Consider the following 16,968-nt stretch of genomic DNA (forward strand, 5'->3'; position numbering starts at 1 on the left):
GAGCGGGAATGGATGCAAAACGGAGCTGCTCTGGGGTAGAATTCATGTCGGGCAAGGTGTGTTCGTGCTGATAGGGTAGGTTTTTAGATAACTCCCATTCTATCAATCACTTACGGCATTCTTGCCCCTTTTTGTGCAAAATTCAGGCTAGTAGCCGATTTCCTTCAGATAGTCCGCGCGCGCGGCCAGCGCCGTATCGGCGAAGTCCGAAAACACGCCATCGACGCCGAGCGCGTAAAACTGCTTGTATTCGCGCTTCGGATCACCCTTGTAATCGAGCGCCAGGCGGCGTTTTTCGTTGCGGAAGGTATAAGGATGGACCAGCAGGCCGGCCTTGTGCGCATCCGCCACCAGGCTCGTCGGCGCGGTGGTGGTGCTGTCGGCCTCGTTGACCTTGCCGTCGCCGTTGGCGTCGACCAGCTTGCCGTCGGTGCCAAGGCTGCCCTTGGAGCTGACGATATAGCGTTTCCACGGTCCGATGGCGTCGGCGTAGGTCTTGATCTCGGCCAGCCCGGCCGGCGTGACCATGGCGCTGAACAGGCGCTTGTCGCCCGCCACCGCCCAGTCGTACGGACGGTCGAACGGCGCGGCGTAGGTGAGGGCGCCGGTTTTCAGGTCGACATCGTCGGCGTCGATCAGTTGCACCATGCGCACGGTCGCGCCCTTGCCGCGCATGTACTTCAGGCTGCCCGGCTCGAAGGACTGTACGAACACCGGCGCCGTCGGGCTGTTCCAGCCGGCGGCGGTGAGCAGGGCCAGCAGCTTGTCTTCGAGCGGCAGGCCGGCTTCGCGGTGGAAGGTCGGGTTTTTAGTCTCGGGATACAGGATCATGTTGCGGCCACTCTTCTTGATCATGTCGACGATTTCCTGGATCGTCGCAATCTTGTAGCGCCCGTTGAACTGCTGGGGTCGCTCGGCATCGGTGGAAGTCCCGCCCAGGGTCTTGATTTCGGCCAGGGTGAAGTCGCCCGCGAACCAGCCTTCCTCGACCAGGCCGTCCACGCTCATCTTGCGCTTGCGGCTGGCGAACTCTGGATGCGAGGCGACATCGGTGCTGTAAATCAGGTTGGGATCGTGGCGCGCGATCAGCACGCCGTCCTTGGTCGAGACCACGTCCGGCTCGATCGCGTCGGCGCCTTGCTCGATGGCCATGGCATAGGCTTCCACGGTTTCTTCCGGCAGGTAGCCGCCGGCGCCGCGGTGCGCCACCACCAGCGGCGCCTTGCCGTCGAGGGTGTTGAGGAGCACCGGATCGTTGCTGTTGCATGCGCCGAGCGCGACTGTTGCCGCGCAGATCACTGCCAGATTCCGTTTGATTGCCATTGCAGAGCCTCCAAGTATAAACGCGGAATTCTAGGTGGCGTACATGACAAGCTGATGACGAAGCAACGCTGATGCACTGACAAGGCGGCGGCCCGTCTCATCTAGCGGTTGCGCGGGAGCAGGGCGTGGCGCGGGCAGCGCGTGATCATCCAGCCGTCGTGCATTGTCTCCTCGCCCGGTTTGCCGCAGATTTCGCAGATCTCGGCGCTGAGCCACTCGATGTCGTGAAGGTACGATTCGAACGCCTCGTCGTAGGGCGTGCAGCGCACAAGCAAACGTGCCCATTTTTGAAACACCTCGTCGATCACGATCCCCGGCGGCACCTTGTCGAAGACCTCGTCGACCAGGTGCAGCCAGCCTGCGCCGCATGTTTGTTCAATCCACTGCTTCGCTTCCGCCCGGTCCATACAGCTTGCCCTTGAAATGTCAATCCGGCAGTGTAGCCGATCCGCCAACCCACCCCCGGTGTCAGGTCTGACATTCGGACACAAGCTCAGCCATTGTAGAGCGCGCGCGCCGGCCGCTTCCTTGTCGCTGTTCAAGGTGAAACCGCGCTCCGACCGTTGTAAGCGAGCTCGTCAATTCGCAAATCACGTGCGTCGATGCAAGGCACAGGCTATGATCGGTCTGCATTCCAGCACTCATCCAGCCGGGCGGCGCCCGGCCTCGACCAGGGCGGACCCTTATGAAGATACGGCGTTGTGCAGTACTGTTCATCGAACCGCGCGAAGACCTTGGCATCGACTGGGCCGCCTTGTTCTCCGGCGAGGGAGCGCTCAGCGCCTCGCTGCGCTGGGTGGCGCTGGCGCCGCACCTGGACCGCGAAACCACCATTGACGCGGCCCAGGTGGCCGCCCTGGGCGCCATCGGCCAGACCGCCTGGACCGAGCGCAGCGATGCGGAGCGCCAGCTCGGCGCCGCCATGGTCGAGGGCCTGCTCGGGCTCGGCCTCCTGCTCGACGACGGCGGCGACGATGGCAGCAACAACATGGCCGCGCGCGAACGCGACGCCGTGCTGCGCGCGCAGCACTGGCGCCCGCTGTCGGCCGCCGCCCACATGTTCAGCCGCTGGGACGGCATGCAGGTCGACAAGGGCATGCACTTCCCCAGTTTCGAGGAACTGGTCCAGTCCTACGGGGCGCCGCCCGAGCCGGCCATCGAACGCGGCGACAGCGCGCACGCCATCGCGCTGCCGCCCGCCCAGCCCGGCCCGCTGGACGCCCAGCTGCTGCGGCGCTACACCGGCCGCAATTACGATCCCGACGCGCCGCTGCCGCCCGAGGTGCTGGCGCGCCTGCTGCAGCGCACCTTCGGCGTCCAGTTCCAGAGCATGGTGGCGCAGGAGGCGCTGGTATTCAAAAAAACCAGTCCCTCGGCCGGCGGCCTGCATCCGACCGAAGCCTATGTGCTGGTGCGGCGCGTGCCGGGCGTCGCGCCCGGCCTGTACCACTACCATTCGCTCAAGCATGCACTGGAACCGATGGCGGCGCTCGAGCCGGCCGCCGCGAGCGAGCTGGCGCGCCAGTTCGTGGCGGACCAGCACTGGTTCGTCGACGCCCCGGTGATGGTGGCGATGGCGGCGCGGGTGGCGCGCAACTTCTGGAAGTACCGCAACCACGCCAAGGCCCACCGCGCGCTCATGCTCGACGCCGGCCATCTGTCGCAAACGTTTTATCTGCTGGCCGCCGAAGCGGGCATGCCGGCCTTTGTGACGGCGGCGGTGAACGAGAAGGTGATCGAACGCGCGTTCGGGCTCGATCCCTTGTCCGATGCGGTGGTCGCCGTGTGCGGCTGCGGTGTCGCAGCCGCCGGCCAGGCCACGCTGGAGTTACGCTATGAAGCGTGAACGGTGAGCAATGACGACGGCCGCTTACGCGTTACCGGACAAAAAGAAGGGAATCGCGCCGGCGGCGCTGTCGAGCTTGGACATGAACGCCATGCGGTCAATCGCGATGGCGTCCTTGCCCGCGAGGCAACGTTGCGACGGAATCTGCCCCGGCGAGAGCGCAATGCCAAGGCTGCCCAGGGCCGCCACCGGGTCCCCCAGCAGGCGCGCGCGGAATACATCATCGCTGGACAATTTTTGCAGCAGGGAGTCCAGATCGCTATGCAGGTGGGTAGTCATGATGGGGGACCTTTTCGTGTAGGAGTATGACGAATCACGTAAGAGAAGCACCCAGTCATCGTAGGACAATTATTGATCAGTATCAAGCTTTAGCAAGCATAGCTATATGTTATTTTCGTTGCTGTGGGCGCCGTCCATCACTTCGTTAAACAGCGCCAGAAATCCCGGTAACAATTGGGTGGCGATGGCGCCATCGCGCGCCATCAGGCGCTCTTCCAGCTCGCCGGCGGCGCGGTACAGGTCCTGCGCCGACAGGTTGCCGGCCGCGCCCTTGATCTTGTGGGCCAGCAGGCCGGCCTGTTCCAGCTCGCCCTTGGCGAGCGCCTGTTCGATAGCGGCGCCGCTGGCGGCGAAGTCCTTGGCGAACATGGCCAGCAGGCGCGTGAGCAGCGGGCCGTTGTGGCCCAGGCGCGCCATGGCGGCCGCCACGTCGATGCCGGGCAGGTGCGCCGGCGCCTCGCCGCCGGCCGGCTCGGGGGCGGCGGCCGCCGCCACGCGGGTCGGATCGGGGCGGATCCATCCGGCCAGCACGGTGTACAGGATGGCCGGCTCGATCGGCTTGGACAGGTAATCGTTCATGCCCATCGCCAGGCAGCTGTCGCGGTAGCCGGCCACCGCGTGTGCGGTCATGGCGATGATCGGCAGCTCGGCGTGACGCGGGTTGGCGCGGATGCGCGCGCTGGCCTGGTAGCCATCCATCTCGGGCATCTGGATATCCATCAGCACCGCGTCGTACGTGGCCTGGTCGACCAGGCGCACCGCATCGACCCCGTTGCCCGCCAGGTCCACATGCACGCCGGCGCGGCGCAGGATTTCGCTGGCCACTTGCTGGTTGACCAGGTTGTCGTCCACCACCAGCACGCGCGCGCCAAGAATGCGTTCGGCCGCCTGCGACGGGAACGGGGCGGCGTCGTGCGCGGGCACGGCGGCGTCGAAGCCCATGGTCGCCAGCACGCTGTCGAGCAGTTGCGAGGCCGACACCGGCTTGACCAGGAAGGCGCCGATGCCCGCTTCTTCGGCCGCCGCCTTGATATGGTCGCGCGCAAAGGCGGTGACCATGATGATCGACGGGATCGCCGCCAGGGTCGGGTCGTCCTTGATGCGGCGCGCCGTTTCCAGGCCGTCCATGTCGGGCATGTTCCAGTCCATCAGCACCAGGTCGTAGGCGTCGAGCTGCAACGCGAACAGGGCGGCCGCGCCCGAGCCGACCGCGCTGGCGTCAAACCCGAAGCTGCGCAACTGCAGCTCGAGCATTTCGCGCGTGGGCGCGCTGTCGTCCACCACCAGCACCTTCTTGCCGCGCGCGCCGGCGCCGGCCTGCAGGCGCGTCGCGCCCTGCGCCGGAGCCACGTTCAGGGTCAGGGTGAAGTGGAAGCGGCTGCCGGCGCCAAGTTCGCTGTCGACCCGGATTTCGCCACCCATCTTGCGTACCAGTTGCTGCGAAATCGCCAGTCCCAGCCCGGTGCCGCCGTAGATGCGGGTGGTGCTGGCGTCGGCCTGGGCAAAGGCCTGGAACAGGCGCTCCTGCTGCTCCGGGCTGATGCCGACTCCCGAGTCTTCGACCGCGAAGCACAGGCGCACCTGGTTGGTGGCGTCGCCGTGCCGCTCCCGGTCCCAGTCCGCATCGCGTTCCACGCGCAGCTGGATGTGGCCGTGCGCGGTGAATTTGAGCGCGTTGCCGACCAGGTTGATCAGCACCTGGCCAAGCCGCAGCGGGTCGCCCATCAGGATCTGCGGCACGTCCGGTGCGGCCCAGATTACCAGTTCGAGTTCTTTTTCGGCGGCGCGCCAGGCGAACAAGTCGACGATATTGGTCAAGGTGTCGGGCAGGTCGAAGGGCACCACTTCAAGTTCCAGCTTGCCCGCTTCGATCTTTGAAAAATCGAGGATGTCGTTGATGATGTCGAGCAGGTTGTTGCCGGCGCGCGCGATCTTGCGGAAGTAGTCGCGCGGCTTGGCCGCCAGTTCCAGGTGGGTGCCCAGGCCCGCGAAGCCGAGGATGGCGTTCATCGGCGTGCGGATTTCGTGGCTGATATTGGCCAGGAATTCGCTCTTGGCGCGCGTGGCCGCTTCGGCGCGGGCGCGCGCCTGTTCGATCAGGCGCAGCGCATTGGCCTTCTGGAAGGCCGACACGAACGGTTCCTTGAGCGCCTTGAGCAGTTCCAGGTCGCCATCTTGCAGCGGCACTTGCGGCGCGCGGTTTTCGAATACCAGAAAGCCTTCGATGCGGTGCTCGATGCAGATGCGTACCGCCAGTTGCGCGTAGCCCGCGCGCGGCGCGCTTGGGCCGGCGCGGGTCAGGTAAATGTCGGTGGTGATCAACTCGGCCGCGGCGACGTAGCGCGCTTCGGCCTCGTCGAGCGCCATGCGTTCTTCGACCGGCACGCCGCCGTCGCGGTCCCAGGACGCGCGCATCGCCAGGCTGTCGGTATCGGTCTCGCGCACCAGCGCCCAGGCGGCGTCGATCCCCTTGATGAACATCGACTCGCGCAGGATGGTCTGGAGCAGGGCGTCGAAATCGAGCTGCTCGTTGATCGACTTGACGATGGCGTTGAGTTTTTCCAGGTGCTGGGTGCGCGAGTACACCAGCGCCTGCAGCGCCGCGCGGCTGCGCTCCAACTGCGTGATGCGCCAGCGGTACAGCCCATACATGGCCGCCAGCGCGGCCAGCGCATACGCCAGCTTTGCCCACCAGGTCTGGTGCCAGGCCGGCAGCACGCGCACCTGGATCGCCAGTTCCTCGTCGGCCCACACGCCGTCGCGGTTGGCGCCGCGCACGCGCAGGCGGTAAGCCCCCGGCGCCAGGTTGCTGTAGGACGCCACGCGCCGGTTGGCGTCGTTTTCGACCCAGGCCTGGTCGTAGCCTTCCAGCAAGAACGCGTAGCGGTTGCGCTTCGCATCCGAAAAATCGAGGGCCGCCACTTCGATCTCGAAGCCCTTGATCCCGGGCGGCAGGATCAGGCGGCTGTCGCGCTGGGCCAGCACCTGCGCGCCCGCCACCGGATGGCCGTCGGTGCGCAGGGAGCTGATCGCCAGCGGCGGGCGGTATTCCCAGTTGGCCAGGCGCTCGGGGTGAACCACGGTCAGCCCGCCGGTGGCGCCGAACAGCAGGTCGCCTTCCGGGGTGGCGGCGGCCGCGCCGATGAAGTAGGTGGGAAAGCCCAGGCCCTCGGCGCGCGCCAGCGCACGCGCCTTCAGGCTGCCGCTGTCGATGACGGCGATGCCGTTGCCGGTGGCGGCCCACATGCGCGCGCTGCGGTCCAGGCGCAGGGCCGACACCGCGCTGCTGGGCAGGCCGTCGGCCAGGCCCAGGCGCCGGAACACGGGCGCGCCGAGCGGAGTGCGCATTTCGAGCACGTTGATGCCGCCGCCGTGGGTGGCGACCCACAGGCGCCCGCGTCCATCCATGGCCAGGTCGCTGATGACCGGGTCGGACAGGGCGCTTTCGTTGCTCGGGTTGGCGAGGATCTGCTCGATCTTGCCGCTGCCTGGGTCGAGCCGGTTCAAGCCGTTGCGGGTGCCGATCCAGAGCGCGCCGCCGGGCGCCGCCATCAGCGTCTGGACGCGGTTGTCGGTCAGGCCGCCCGGGCCGCTGGCATAGGTGGTCAGCGTATTGGCGGCCGGGTCATAGCGCAGCAAGCCGTCGAAGGTGCCGAGCCACAGCTGGCCGGCCTGCGCCACGATGGTGCCGATGCGTGGATAGGCGTTCGCCTGCGGCAGCGCGATGCGCGCCACGCTGCGGCCGCGGTCCGAGGTGCGGTACAAGCCCAGTTGCGTGCCGATCCAGGCTTCCTGCGGACTGGCTTCGGCGAGCGCCAGCAGCACGCGGTTGGGCAACGCGCTGTCCAGGCGCGACGGGTCGGGGCGCAGCGCGGCGCTGCGGGCGCCGTCGGCGCCGACCAGGTCCAGGCCCTGGTCGGCAAGGCCGAGCCAGACCCGCCCGCCGGAGTCGGTCATCAGGGCGCTGACGGCCGCTTCCGGCAAGCCGTGCGCGCCGAAGACGGCGGCCACGGCGCGGTTGTTGGGGTCATGAAAATCGACGCTGCGCTCGTTGCTGACCCAAATCAGGCCGCTGCGGTCGCGCAGCAGGGCGGCGGCGCGGTCGTTGGCCAGGCTGGCCGGCACCGCCGACTGATGCACGATGCGGCGCGCGCGCCCGTTGGCGGCGTCGATGTCGATGATGCCGCCGCCGTAGGTGCTGGCCCACCAGCGCCCCGGCACGATTTCGGAAATGGCCAGCACCATGTTGGCGTGGGCGTCGCTGATACCGTCCAGGCGCATGATGCGCGCCCGCGTGGCGCCGGCGTCGACCACGCCGATGCCGCTTTTCAGGGTGCCGAAAGCGATCTCGCCGCGGCTGTTTTCGCCGAACGAGAGGACCGCGTCGTGCGCGGCGCCGTCCGCGCCACCGTCGCCCACCGCGACCGTTTCGAAGCGCCCGCTGACGGCGTCGCGCCGCGCCAGGCCGCTGCTGGTGCCGACCCACAGATTGCCCTTGCGGTCCAGGTGCAGCGCGCGAATGCGGGCGTCGGGCAGGGCGCCGGGGACGCCGGGATCGGGACGATAGTGGCGCACGGCGGTGCGCGCCGGGTCGACGTAGTCCAGGCCCGAGGGCGTGCCGACCCAGACGCCGCCCATGCCGTCGCTGGCGATCGCATTGATGGCGGCGTCGGCCAGGCCGGCCGCGCCGGCGGGAAAGCGGATGAAGCGCTCGCGCACCTTGTCGTACATGGCCAGCCCGCCGGTGGCGGTGCCGATCCACAGGCGCCCGCGCCGGTCCACGTGCAGCGCCTGGATAAAGTCGGCGGGAACCGAGTACGGGTCGGCGGCGTTGTGTACGAAGGAGAGCATGCGGTAGCCGTCCCAGCGCGCCAGGCCGCGCTGGGTGCCGATCCAGATAAAGCCGTCGCCATCCTGCGCCAGCGCCATCGCCACCGGGTGCGGCAAGCCCTGGTCCAGGCCAATGTGCTCGAACAGCGGGGTGGCCAGCTTGTCCCAACGGTTCGCCGCGCCGGTCGCCGCCAGCGCCGCGCCGGCGTACAGGTACAGCGCGGCGATCAATGGCGCCAGCCAGCGGCGTCGTTGCGCCCGGTCGGGACGGGGCACGGGTGTCATCGGCGGTCCGTCACGGGTGAACGGAGGCGGCGCCCGAAGGCGCGCGCGTGGCGACGGACTGATGTGGCGTGGACGTTCAAGTCGGGACGCGCTCCTGTCGGTGAAAATCGGATGCCGCAGCGCCCCCCCGTGATGGGCCGCCTTTCCTGAAAGCATACGCACTTGTCCGGATACTGTCTATTCAGCGCACTCTTGCCGTATTCCTTTGGCAATGTTGCGCCCGCGTTTAGCGCCCAAGGTGTTGCGATAATCCAAAACGATGCCGGATCGGCAATCCACACGCGGCGCGGCATGCGAAATTGCTCAATACTATTGCTGAAAAAAACTTCGTAACAAATCCGAACCTTGCGCATTGAGCAGCCTCAAACCAGGCCATTCACGCTTTTGGAAGAGGAACTTCGCATGAGTAAGATAACCTTGATCAATCTGGAGCAACGCGCCGTGACACTTGCCTGCAGTAGTTTCGCCTTGTTACTGGGTGCCTGCGGCGGCGGCGGGGACGCCGCAGGCGCGCCTGCGCAGGCGCAAACGGCGGCCGGGGCCACGGTCCCGCAGCAGGCCAGGCCGCCCGATCCCGCTCCCGCCGGCCAGGCCGTCCCCGCTGCAGCTGATGAAGCCGATGACGCCGGCGGCCCCGATGCGGCGCAACTGCCCGACGTTGCGCCGGAATCGTTCGCCGTGGCCGGCTATGGGACGGGCGGCGCCGGTGACGAGCAGGCAAGCGTCGCCGCCAGGCCTGGCAGCGCGCTGTACGTCTCGCCGCAAGGCGCCGACGACAATCCCGGCAGCGCCACGCGGCCCTTCCGCACACTGGCGCGGGCCGCGCGCGCGGTGGCCCCGGGCACGACCGTGTACGTGGCGCCGGGCCTCTACAGCGGTGGCGTCAAGACCACCGCCAGCGGCCGCGCCGACGCGCGCATCGCCTTCGTCTCGACCCGGCGCTGGGGCGCCCGGATCGTGCCGCCGGCCCGTTCGGGCAGCGCGAGCGCCTGGGACAACCGCGGCGACTACGTCGACATCGTCGGCTTCGACATCGACGGCGGCGCGCATCGCGGCGGCGAGCGCTGGACCAGCGGCATCTACAACGGCGGCTCCCACGACACCATCCGCAGCAACCATGTACACCACGTCGCGCGCGAAGGCGGCTGCAACAGCGCCGGCGGCGCCGCCATCGGCGTGGACGGCTACTACGGCGGCGTGCAGTCGCACGCGCTCGCCAACCTGGTGCATGACATCGGCCCCGCCGGGTGTCGCTTCGTGCAGGGCATCTACATGAGCACCACCGGCAGCGTGAAGAACAATGTGGTGTACCGGGTGGCGGAGGCGGGCATCCACCTGTGGCACGATGCGCGCGAGGTGATCGTCTCCAACAACACCGTGACCGGTTCGAACACCGGCATCGTCGTCGGCGGCGGCGACTTTTATCGCACGTCCGGCCCGAACGACCGCACGGCGGTGTACAACAACATCGTCTACGATAACAAGATCGGCATTTCGGAGCTGGGCAGCACGGGCCGCAACAACAGCTACCGGAACAACCTGGTCTACAAAAACAGCAGCTACGACTGGCGCCTGAAAAACGGCCTGACGCACAGCGGCACGGTCAGTTCGGCGCCGCTGTTCGCGGGCAACACCAGCGCGGCGCTGCCAGACTTGAGCCTGAGCGCCAGCTCGCCGGCGATCGGGCGGGCCACGCCGCAGCATGCCGCCGCCACCGACTTCAATGGCCGTCCGCGCAATGTGTTCTCCGGCTACGACATCGGCGCGTACCAACACTGAGCCCGAATAATGAGCGCGCGGCGCCTGCGCCCAGTGCGCCACGCGTTCATATTCTTCTTTACATCGGCGTAAAAACCGGGTTAGACTCGGCGCCTTCGCAATACAAGCCACTACTGAATCGAGAACCTGCCGTGCCTGACCACAGCCAAGCTATCTGCTGACGATATCGGATTGACCTGCCGGGAGTGAGCTTTCACCAGCCACCGGTACGCTGTGCATGCCGCATGCCTCCTTCCCACGACCTTGCCGTCGTGGCGTAGTTCCGCCTTTGTCGTCAGCTCCCATCTACACCATGGAGCACATCATGACGAACTTCGTTCACAATCTCGAATTACATAAATACCCGTCCACGCGCCACCTGGAAGGCTCGCAGCTGCAGCAGGGCGACGACGGTTTCGGCAAGCCGAACAAGCGCAACGATCCGCGCGCGGCCTACGCCTCACTGGCCGGCCGCTACATCGTGGTCGAAGAAAAACTCGATGGCGCGAATGCGGGCCTGAGCTTTTCCGAAGGCGCCGAACTGCTGCTGCAAAGCCGTGGCCATTACCTGGCCGGCGGCGGGCGCGAGCGCCAGTTCAGCATTTTCAAGCGCTGGGCCGCCGCCCACGAAAGCGCCTTGATCGAACGCCTGGGCGACCGCCACGTGATGTACGGCGAGTGGATGGGCAAGAAGCACAGCGTCTTCTACAACCACTTGCCGCATCTGTTCTGCGAATTCGACATCTACGACCGCGACAAACAGATATTCCTGTCGACCGCCGCGCGCGCAGCGCTGCTGGGCGAGGCGCCGGTGCTGGCGGTGCCGGTGCTGTACGCGGGCATCGCGCCGGCACGGCTGGCCGACCTGACAGCGTTGATCCGCTTTTCGCTGGCCAAGACCGGGCGCTGGCGCCATGACTTCGAAGCGACGGTCGAGCGCGAAGGCCTGGACCTGGCCAAATGCTGGACCCAGGCCGACAAGTCCGACCTGGCCGAGGGCCTGTACGTCAAGGTCGAAGAAGACGGCGTGGTCGCGGCGCGCTACAAATGGGTGCGCAGCGACTTCGTGCAGGCCATCCTGGACTCGAAGATGCACCACTCGCAGCAGCCCTATGTGCCGAACCAGCTGGCGCCCGGGGTCGATATCTACGCACCGCGCCTGAGCACGACATGGGAAGACCTGGGCCTGGTCACCGAAGGAGCCACATGATGGACAAACTGACTTACAAAGCCATGGCCGCGCATGTGCCGGCGCCCGGCCAGGCGCCCGACTGGGCCTGGTTCCTGCACGCGATCCCCGGGCTGGCCTTGCTGGCCTCGACGCCGCAGGACCCGTATTACCATGCCGAAGGCGACGTCTGGATACACACGCGCATGGTGGTCGAGGCCCTGATGCGCGGCGGCGACTACATCGACGGCAGCGCCGAGGAACGCTTCATCCTGTTCTATGCGGCGCTGCTGCACGATATCGCCAAGCCGGCCACCACGGTGATCGATCCAGAGAGCGGGCGCATCGGCCAGCCGGGCCACTCGAAACGCGGCGCCATCGATGCGCGCATTCTGTGCTGGCATGCGGGAGTGCCGTTTGCGCTGCGCGAACACATTTGCCGCATCATCACCGTGCATCAGCTGCCGTTTTTTGCACTGGCTGGTAACAAGAACGGCCAGTCGGCCGAATTCCTGATCCGCAAGCTGTCGCACGAACTGGACCTGCGCCTGCTGTCGGCGATGGCGCAGGCCGACATGGAAGGGCGCTGGTACGAGAAAAAGGACGACTGCCTGGTCGATATCGCGCTGTTTCGCGAGATGGCGCGCGACGAAGGCTGCTACGGCACGCCGAAGGCGTTCGCCGATGCCCACACGCGCCTGTCGTACATGCGCGGGGCCGGCATTGCGCCCGATTTCGTGCATCACCAGAACCCTGGCTCGCGCGTGACGGTCATGTCAGGCTTGCCGGCGTCGGGCAAGAACCATTGGGTGGCGGCCAACCGGGCCCGTTTGCCGGTGGTGTCGATCGACGACGCGCGCGAAGAACTGGGGTTGCGCCACGGGGCCAACGAAGGCGCGGTCGCGCATCGCGCAGTCGATTTCGCCAAGGAGATGCTGCGCGAAAAAGCGCCGTTCGTCTGGAACACCACGCACCTGAGCGCGCAGATGCGCAAGAAGACGCTCGACCTGCTGTATGCCTACGATGCCGCGGTCGAACTGGTGTACCTGGAGCAGCCGCCGCAGGTCATCTTCAAGCGCAATAACCAGCGCGACACCAGCCTGCCGAACAAGGCGATCGAGCGCATGCTGTTCAAGTGGGAGGTGCCGCTGCCGACCGAGGCGCATGCGGTGAGCTACTTATGACGGAGCTATCGACGCTGCCGCTCGACATGAGGAACCACCCACCCAAGCATGGCTGGATCGGTGTGAGCGTGACCATCGGCGCGCAGGTGGTGGAGATTGACGCGTCGGACGTGCCGAACAACCCGGTCGCCGACTTGCTCGACGCGCTCGACCTGGCCGCGCATGGACTGCCGTCGCGGGTGTGGTGGCACCTGGAGCCGGACGGCTATTTCATGTGCTTTACCCCGGCCGGCGATCAGGTCCATTTCAGGATCGATTTTGCCCCCGACAGCGACGCTGCGCGGGCGTACATGGTTGTACAGACGGTGGGGAGCCGCGCGCATGTGCTGTTGCCGTTCTGGCGCTTCGTGCGCAATTTCCATGCATGCGCGTACACGGAACCGCACTGGCCCCGGGCCGATTTTTCCCGCATCGATGTGGTCGAGGCCAGGATCAAGCAAGCTTGATTACGCCGCCGCCATCCAGTGCGGCCCTTTCGCGTACGCCAGCAATCTGCGCGCACCGCTGGCCAGGCTGGCGGGATCGTCCAGCGACCGGCCGGCCGCCGCCAGTTCCAGTCCGGCCAGCACGGGAGCGAGGCGCTGGTACAGGCGCGGCGACTCCTGCGCCAGGTGCGAATGCGCCCATGCGATGAAGTCGGCGTGCGTGGCGGCCGCTGTCATCGACAGGAAAAACACCATCTGGCGCCATGCGTAGGCGGCGTTCCTGATGGCGCGCGGGTCGCCCGGCCAGGCGTTCAGTGCATTGTGCTGGTTGCGGCAAATCCACGCAAAGCATTGCTGCGCCATGCGCTCGTAGTGCGCTTGCAGTTCACCATCGAGATCGAGCCGGGCGACCAGCGCGGCCAGGTTGTGCGTGGTAAGGATCTGCTGCTGCTCGATGATCATGGCATTGTTGATGACGGTTCCAAAGCCGCTGCGGACACCGGCGCGCGCTTCGCACAGGCTGGTCAGGCCGTCAGCGTTGGCCTGCGTTGCGGCGCTGCCGTCGCGGCGCTGCGCCAGCTCGCGCAACTGCGCCCGAACGGTGGCGTCGATGCCGTAATAGTGGCAGTACAGGCTGTCGTCGAGCATGGCGCTCGCGTGCGCCGCCACGTTGGCGAACTTGTGCCCGAACGTGCCCATGAAGATATCGGCGGCCAGTTCCTCTACCAGCGGCAGGTCCAGCCCCGCATTGTCGGCCAGGGTGTTGAGTTCCTTGATCAGCGGATTGGGGATGGCGGTCTGCGGGAACGAGGTCAGTGCCAGCAGCGCGAGTTCGTCGAGCGTGCAGCGCGCCAGCACACGCGGCGCCACGCCTTGCTGGCGCTGTGCGTTGACGGCGGCAATCCACGGCAATTCACCTATCCGCACCTGGCTTTGCAGGTTTAGCAGCAGCAGCGAACGGCGGCGCCGGAAAGCCTGGTACAAGGCGCCGTACAACTGCTTGAGCGACGGTTCCGCGAGCGCCGCGCCATTGATGGCGGCGCTCAGTTGCGGCAGCACGCCGGCCAGCACTTCGGCGGACCCGATAACACCGCGTTCGACCAGCACGGACACGCTCTCGATGCTGCACCGGTCGAGCTTGGCCAGCAAGAAGGCGGGGATCGGCGCGCCGGCGTCTTCGCCCAGGCTGGCCGCTTCGGCGGCGCTGACCGGTACGCCCAGCGGCGCCGGGTCGTCCAGGCCGCCGTCCTGAGGAACGGCACGCAGGCGATCGGCCAGTACGCCGGCGAGCAGGTGATACGGCACCGCCGCAACTTGCCTGGCCTGTGCGCCGCGCAGCGCCGCCAGTTGCGCCGATCCGGGCAAGCCACGCTTGCTGATGTAGCGGCCCAGGATCAGGCGGATGCGGCCGACATCGCGCCCGCTCAGCGCGGCCGGTTCGCTCACGCACAGGTGCAGGTAGCCGCACAGCTCGGCCAAGCTGTCGTCCGTGCGCGCGGCGGCGGCGTGTGCTTGCCATTCGCGCAGCAGCGCTTCGCCGCGTTCGCGCCAAGCGGCAGGGTAGAGGCGGCACGGCCAGCCGCCGGCGATGCGGAATTTCCCGCTCGCCGGGTCGCGCCATGCGCCATCGGCGCCGATATCGATGGACGGTGGCGCGCCTTCGACGCTGTCGAGGAACAGGCGCAGCACGCGGTCGTACAGCGGCAGGCGCACGCGCACGGCGGCGCGCTGCGCCAGGATGCGCTGGTTGCCGTCGCCCTGGCGTTTTTGCAGGGCGCTCACCGCGGCGCTCACAGGCGCCAGGAAAACGCGTTCGCCGAAGCGGCGCGGCTGCGCAGCCGGCAGCGGATAGAAGCGCAGCCGGTCGAACCACGGCGCGATCGCGTCAAGCACCTCGCGCGCCTGCTCAAGCTTGCCGTGCCGCGTGAGCCAGGCGACCACCAGCAGCGCGCCTTCTTCCGGGACGTTGATCTCGTAGCAGCCCGAGTCGAGCAGGGCGTACAGGCTGGCCAGTCCTTCGTCGGTCAGCAGGCGCGCGTTGAGCCAGCGTCGCGCGGCGGGCGTGGGCGCCATGCCGGCCGCGGCAAGCGTGGCCAGTTCATGGCCCTGCAGGGGGCCGCCGGCCTTGAAGTCGCCTGTCGCAAAGCCGCCCTTGACGACGTCGGGCGTCACCCAGGCCGGCGCGCCGTCGAGCGGCGTGCGCGAGCCGACCGCGATCGCTCCCGTGAACATCCCGCCCATGACCTGTTCCCATTGCCGCGCCTTGATCGCGCCGTTGGCGCGCACTTGCGGGTCGGGATGGTTGCTGACGGCGCGCAAGGCGGCAGCCAGTTGCAAGGTCGCATAGCCGGGCGCAATGCGGATCCGGCCGGCGCCGGAATCGTCGTTATCCACGTGGTATCCGATGAAATGAAGTGTTGGGTCCGGAAGCTGGAATCGAACCAGCGCCTACTCAGATCGAAGCCAAGTGCTCTGCCATTGAGCTATTCCGGAATTGTTTTTTGCATGGACGCGGCGCCCAGCAGCATTGAGTAGAATCAATGCTCAGGCGATAACCTTAACATTATCGGTTACATAGTTCAATACAATTTGACACAGCGCCTTAGGCATCGCCCAAGGCAAGCGGCGCATACAGTCCTGCCGCGCGCAGCGCCTCGCGCATGGCCATGACGCTGGCCATCTGGTAGCAACTCACTTTGGAATCGGTTTCGTGATAAGCGCCGTTCACCACCCGAATGCGGCAGCCGCTCAGATAGTCGCCGTCGAACGCCTCCTCCGCCATGACATACTTGATACTGCTGATCACGGCGTCGATAAAGCGGATGGGAATTTGCGCATCCGTCACTTCCCAACTGAGCGTACATGGCGAATACCACGATGTGGCCGGTTCGAGAATCAGTTCGATCACGCCAAACCGGCCCGGCGGTCCGTTCTGGCGCACGTACACTCCCGTGGCGGTGCATGTGCTCTGGAGCTGCACGCCGCGTCCACCGTTCGTTACCAATGCGATTTCCATCATGATTTCCTTTGGTCGGACAGGGGAAAAAGAGCGCCGGATATGCCGGCGATTGCCGTGGCGGCTGGCTGATGGATCAAGGCAGCGCGGGCGCGGCAGGCGAATACAGTCCGATGCTGCGAAGCGCCTCGCGCATGGCCACAGCGCTCGCCATCAACGCCATAGCGGCCCGGAGAGCCGGTCTGGCGAATGAACTCACCGCGTCCGCTGCCGCGTGTGCGCAACGGTGTGCCACGCTCACCGTTTTGACGCAAGGACAGTTCCATCAGATCAGCCCCATCGTTTCCACCATGGGCGTTCGCTCGCAGCCGATTGGGCGGCGTCGGCCAAGGGCGCAGCCGCTTTTGGCGCAGGGCGTGCCTCGACAATTTGGGCGCCGCCACAGGCACCGCAGAACGCGGTAAACGTTTCCATTTCGGCATCGGCGGGGATGTTCGGAAAGACCGCCTTGATCAGGTCGGACGGCGCGTCGAGCAGTTCGTCGAAGCCGCATGTGTGGCATGCGCCGATCAGCCACGACGGGCGTTCCTCAAGATACTTGTCACTCACCATGAGCGGATGATTGTTGCTGGTGGCGATGAAGCGGATCGACTGGTTCAGGCGTACCGAGCTCACTTGCGTCGGTGTAATGATCAGCCGGCCGCTGAACACGTCGCCGTCGACACCCGTGACGGTGACCCATGCCGCTTCCGGGTTCAAGGTCGTGATGCGCGGACCGCCATCGTGAATGATGACCTGGATATCGTCCGGATAGTCCGGGTGAAACTTGCCTGACAAGGCTGGATGTGTACGCCATTCCATGGTCGTGTTTTCCTGTGAATGAGACTGTCGCGCCGCGCGCGAAAAAGGGCCGG

The 16,968-nt window shown here is 66.6% G+C and carries 12 protein-coding genes and 1 tRNA gene; 5 read left to right on the top strand and 8 right to left on the bottom strand.

Translation table 11 applies throughout. From position 1 onward, the window contains the following. Positions 1 to 147 precede the first annotated feature (147 nt). Both F1735_RS03440 and F1735_RS03445 read right to left on the bottom strand, forming a co-directional pair. Positions 148 to 1,323, bottom strand: coding sequence for a glycerophosphodiester phosphodiesterase (locus tag F1735_RS03440; protein WP_167235624.1), 1,176 nt, complete (start codon positions 1,321 to 1,323; stop codon positions 148 to 150). A 101-nt stretch (positions 1,324 to 1,424) separates the two neighbouring features. Further along, positions 1,425 to 1,730, bottom strand: coding sequence for a hypothetical protein (locus tag F1735_RS03445; protein ID WP_167235625.1), 306 nt, complete (start codon positions 1,728 to 1,730; stop codon positions 1,425 to 1,427). A 278-nt stretch (positions 1,731 to 2,008) separates the two neighbouring features. Here F1735_RS03445 and F1735_RS03450 point away from each other — a divergent pair, with 278 nt between their 5' ends. Then, positions 2,009 to 3,169 carry a putative peptide maturation dehydrogenase gene (locus tag F1735_RS03450; protein ID WP_167235626.1) on the top strand — a complete coding sequence of 387 codons (1,161 nt, stop codon included), beginning with the start codon at positions 2,009 to 2,011 and terminating at the stop codon, positions 3,167 to 3,169. A 24-nt stretch (positions 3,170 to 3,193) separates the two neighbouring features. Here F1735_RS03450 and F1735_RS03455 read toward each other — a convergent pair whose 3' ends face one another. Next, positions 3,194 to 3,448, bottom strand: a complete 255-nt coding sequence (locus tag F1735_RS03455; RefSeq protein WP_167235627.1) for an NHLP-related RiPP peptide — start codon at positions 3,446 to 3,448, stop codon at positions 3,194 to 3,196. Positions 3,449 to 3,550: 102 nt separating this feature from the next. Then, positions 3,551 to 8,563, bottom strand: coding sequence for a hybrid sensor histidine kinase/response regulator (locus F1735_RS03460; protein WP_167235628.1), 5,013 nt, complete (start codon positions 8,561 to 8,563; stop codon positions 3,551 to 3,553). Positions 8,564 to 8,965: 402 nt separating this feature from the next. Between F1735_RS03460 and F1735_RS03465 the strand changes: the two genes are divergently transcribed. From F1735_RS03465 to F1735_RS03480, 4 genes are all read left to right on the top strand, one after another. After that, positions 8,966 to 10,342 (top strand): right-handed parallel beta-helix repeat-containing protein, encoded by a 1,377-nt coding sequence (locus F1735_RS03465; RefSeq protein ID WP_187364146.1) that lies wholly within the window; start codon positions 8,966 to 8,968, stop codon positions 10,340 to 10,342. A gap of 304 nt (positions 10,343 to 10,646) precedes the next feature. Continuing rightward, the gene (locus tag F1735_RS03470; protein ID WP_167235629.1) at positions 10,647 to 11,531 is read left to right on the top strand and encodes an RNA ligase family protein; all 885 of its coding nucleotides are present in this window, start codon (positions 10,647 to 10,649) and stop codon (positions 11,529 to 11,531) included. Between the two features lie 8 nt (positions 11,532 to 11,539). After that, complete coding sequence (locus F1735_RS03475; protein ID WP_222852938.1) at positions 11,540 to 12,673, top strand: AAA family ATPase; 1,134 nt, start codon at positions 11,540 to 11,542, stop codon at positions 12,671 to 12,673. Continuing rightward, positions 12,670 to 13,119 (top strand): hypothetical protein, encoded by a 450-nt coding sequence (locus tag F1735_RS03480; protein ID WP_167235631.1) that lies wholly within the window; start codon positions 12,670 to 12,672, stop codon positions 13,117 to 13,119. The genes F1735_RS03475 and F1735_RS03480 overlap by 4 nt, the downstream gene beginning before the upstream one ends. On the opposite strand, the gene F1735_RS03485 is transcribed toward F1735_RS03480, so the two are convergent. The 4 genes from F1735_RS03485 to F1735_RS03500 all read right to left on the bottom strand — a co-directional run bounded on the left by F1735_RS03485 (position 13,120) and on the right by F1735_RS03500 (position 16,915). Continuing rightward, entirely contained in the window at positions 13,120 to 15,492 is a 2,373-nt protein-coding gene (locus F1735_RS03485; protein ID WP_167235632.1) for a hypothetical protein, read from the bottom strand. It lies immediately after the preceding gene. A gap of 24 nt (positions 15,493 to 15,516) precedes the next feature. Next, a tRNA-Arg gene (locus tag F1735_RS03490) sits at positions 15,517 to 15,591 on the bottom strand. Between the two features lie 109 nt (positions 15,592 to 15,700). Next, positions 15,701 to 16,114 carry a hypothetical protein gene (locus tag F1735_RS03495; RefSeq protein ID WP_167235633.1) on the bottom strand — a complete coding sequence of 138 codons (414 nt, stop codon included), beginning with the start codon at positions 16,112 to 16,114 and terminating at the stop codon, positions 15,701 to 15,703. A 270-nt stretch (positions 16,115 to 16,384) separates the two neighbouring features. Continuing rightward, positions 16,385 to 16,915 (bottom strand): hypothetical protein, encoded by a 531-nt coding sequence (locus tag F1735_RS03500; protein WP_167235634.1) that lies wholly within the window; start codon positions 16,913 to 16,915, stop codon positions 16,385 to 16,387. Between the last annotated feature and the right edge of the window lie 53 nt (positions 16,916 to 16,968).

The sequence above is a fragment of the Massilia genomosp. 1 genome (assembly GCF_011682185.1).
GTDB classification, from domain to species: domain Bacteria; phylum Pseudomonadota; class Gammaproteobacteria; order Burkholderiales; family Burkholderiaceae_D; genus Telluria_A; species Telluria_A rubra.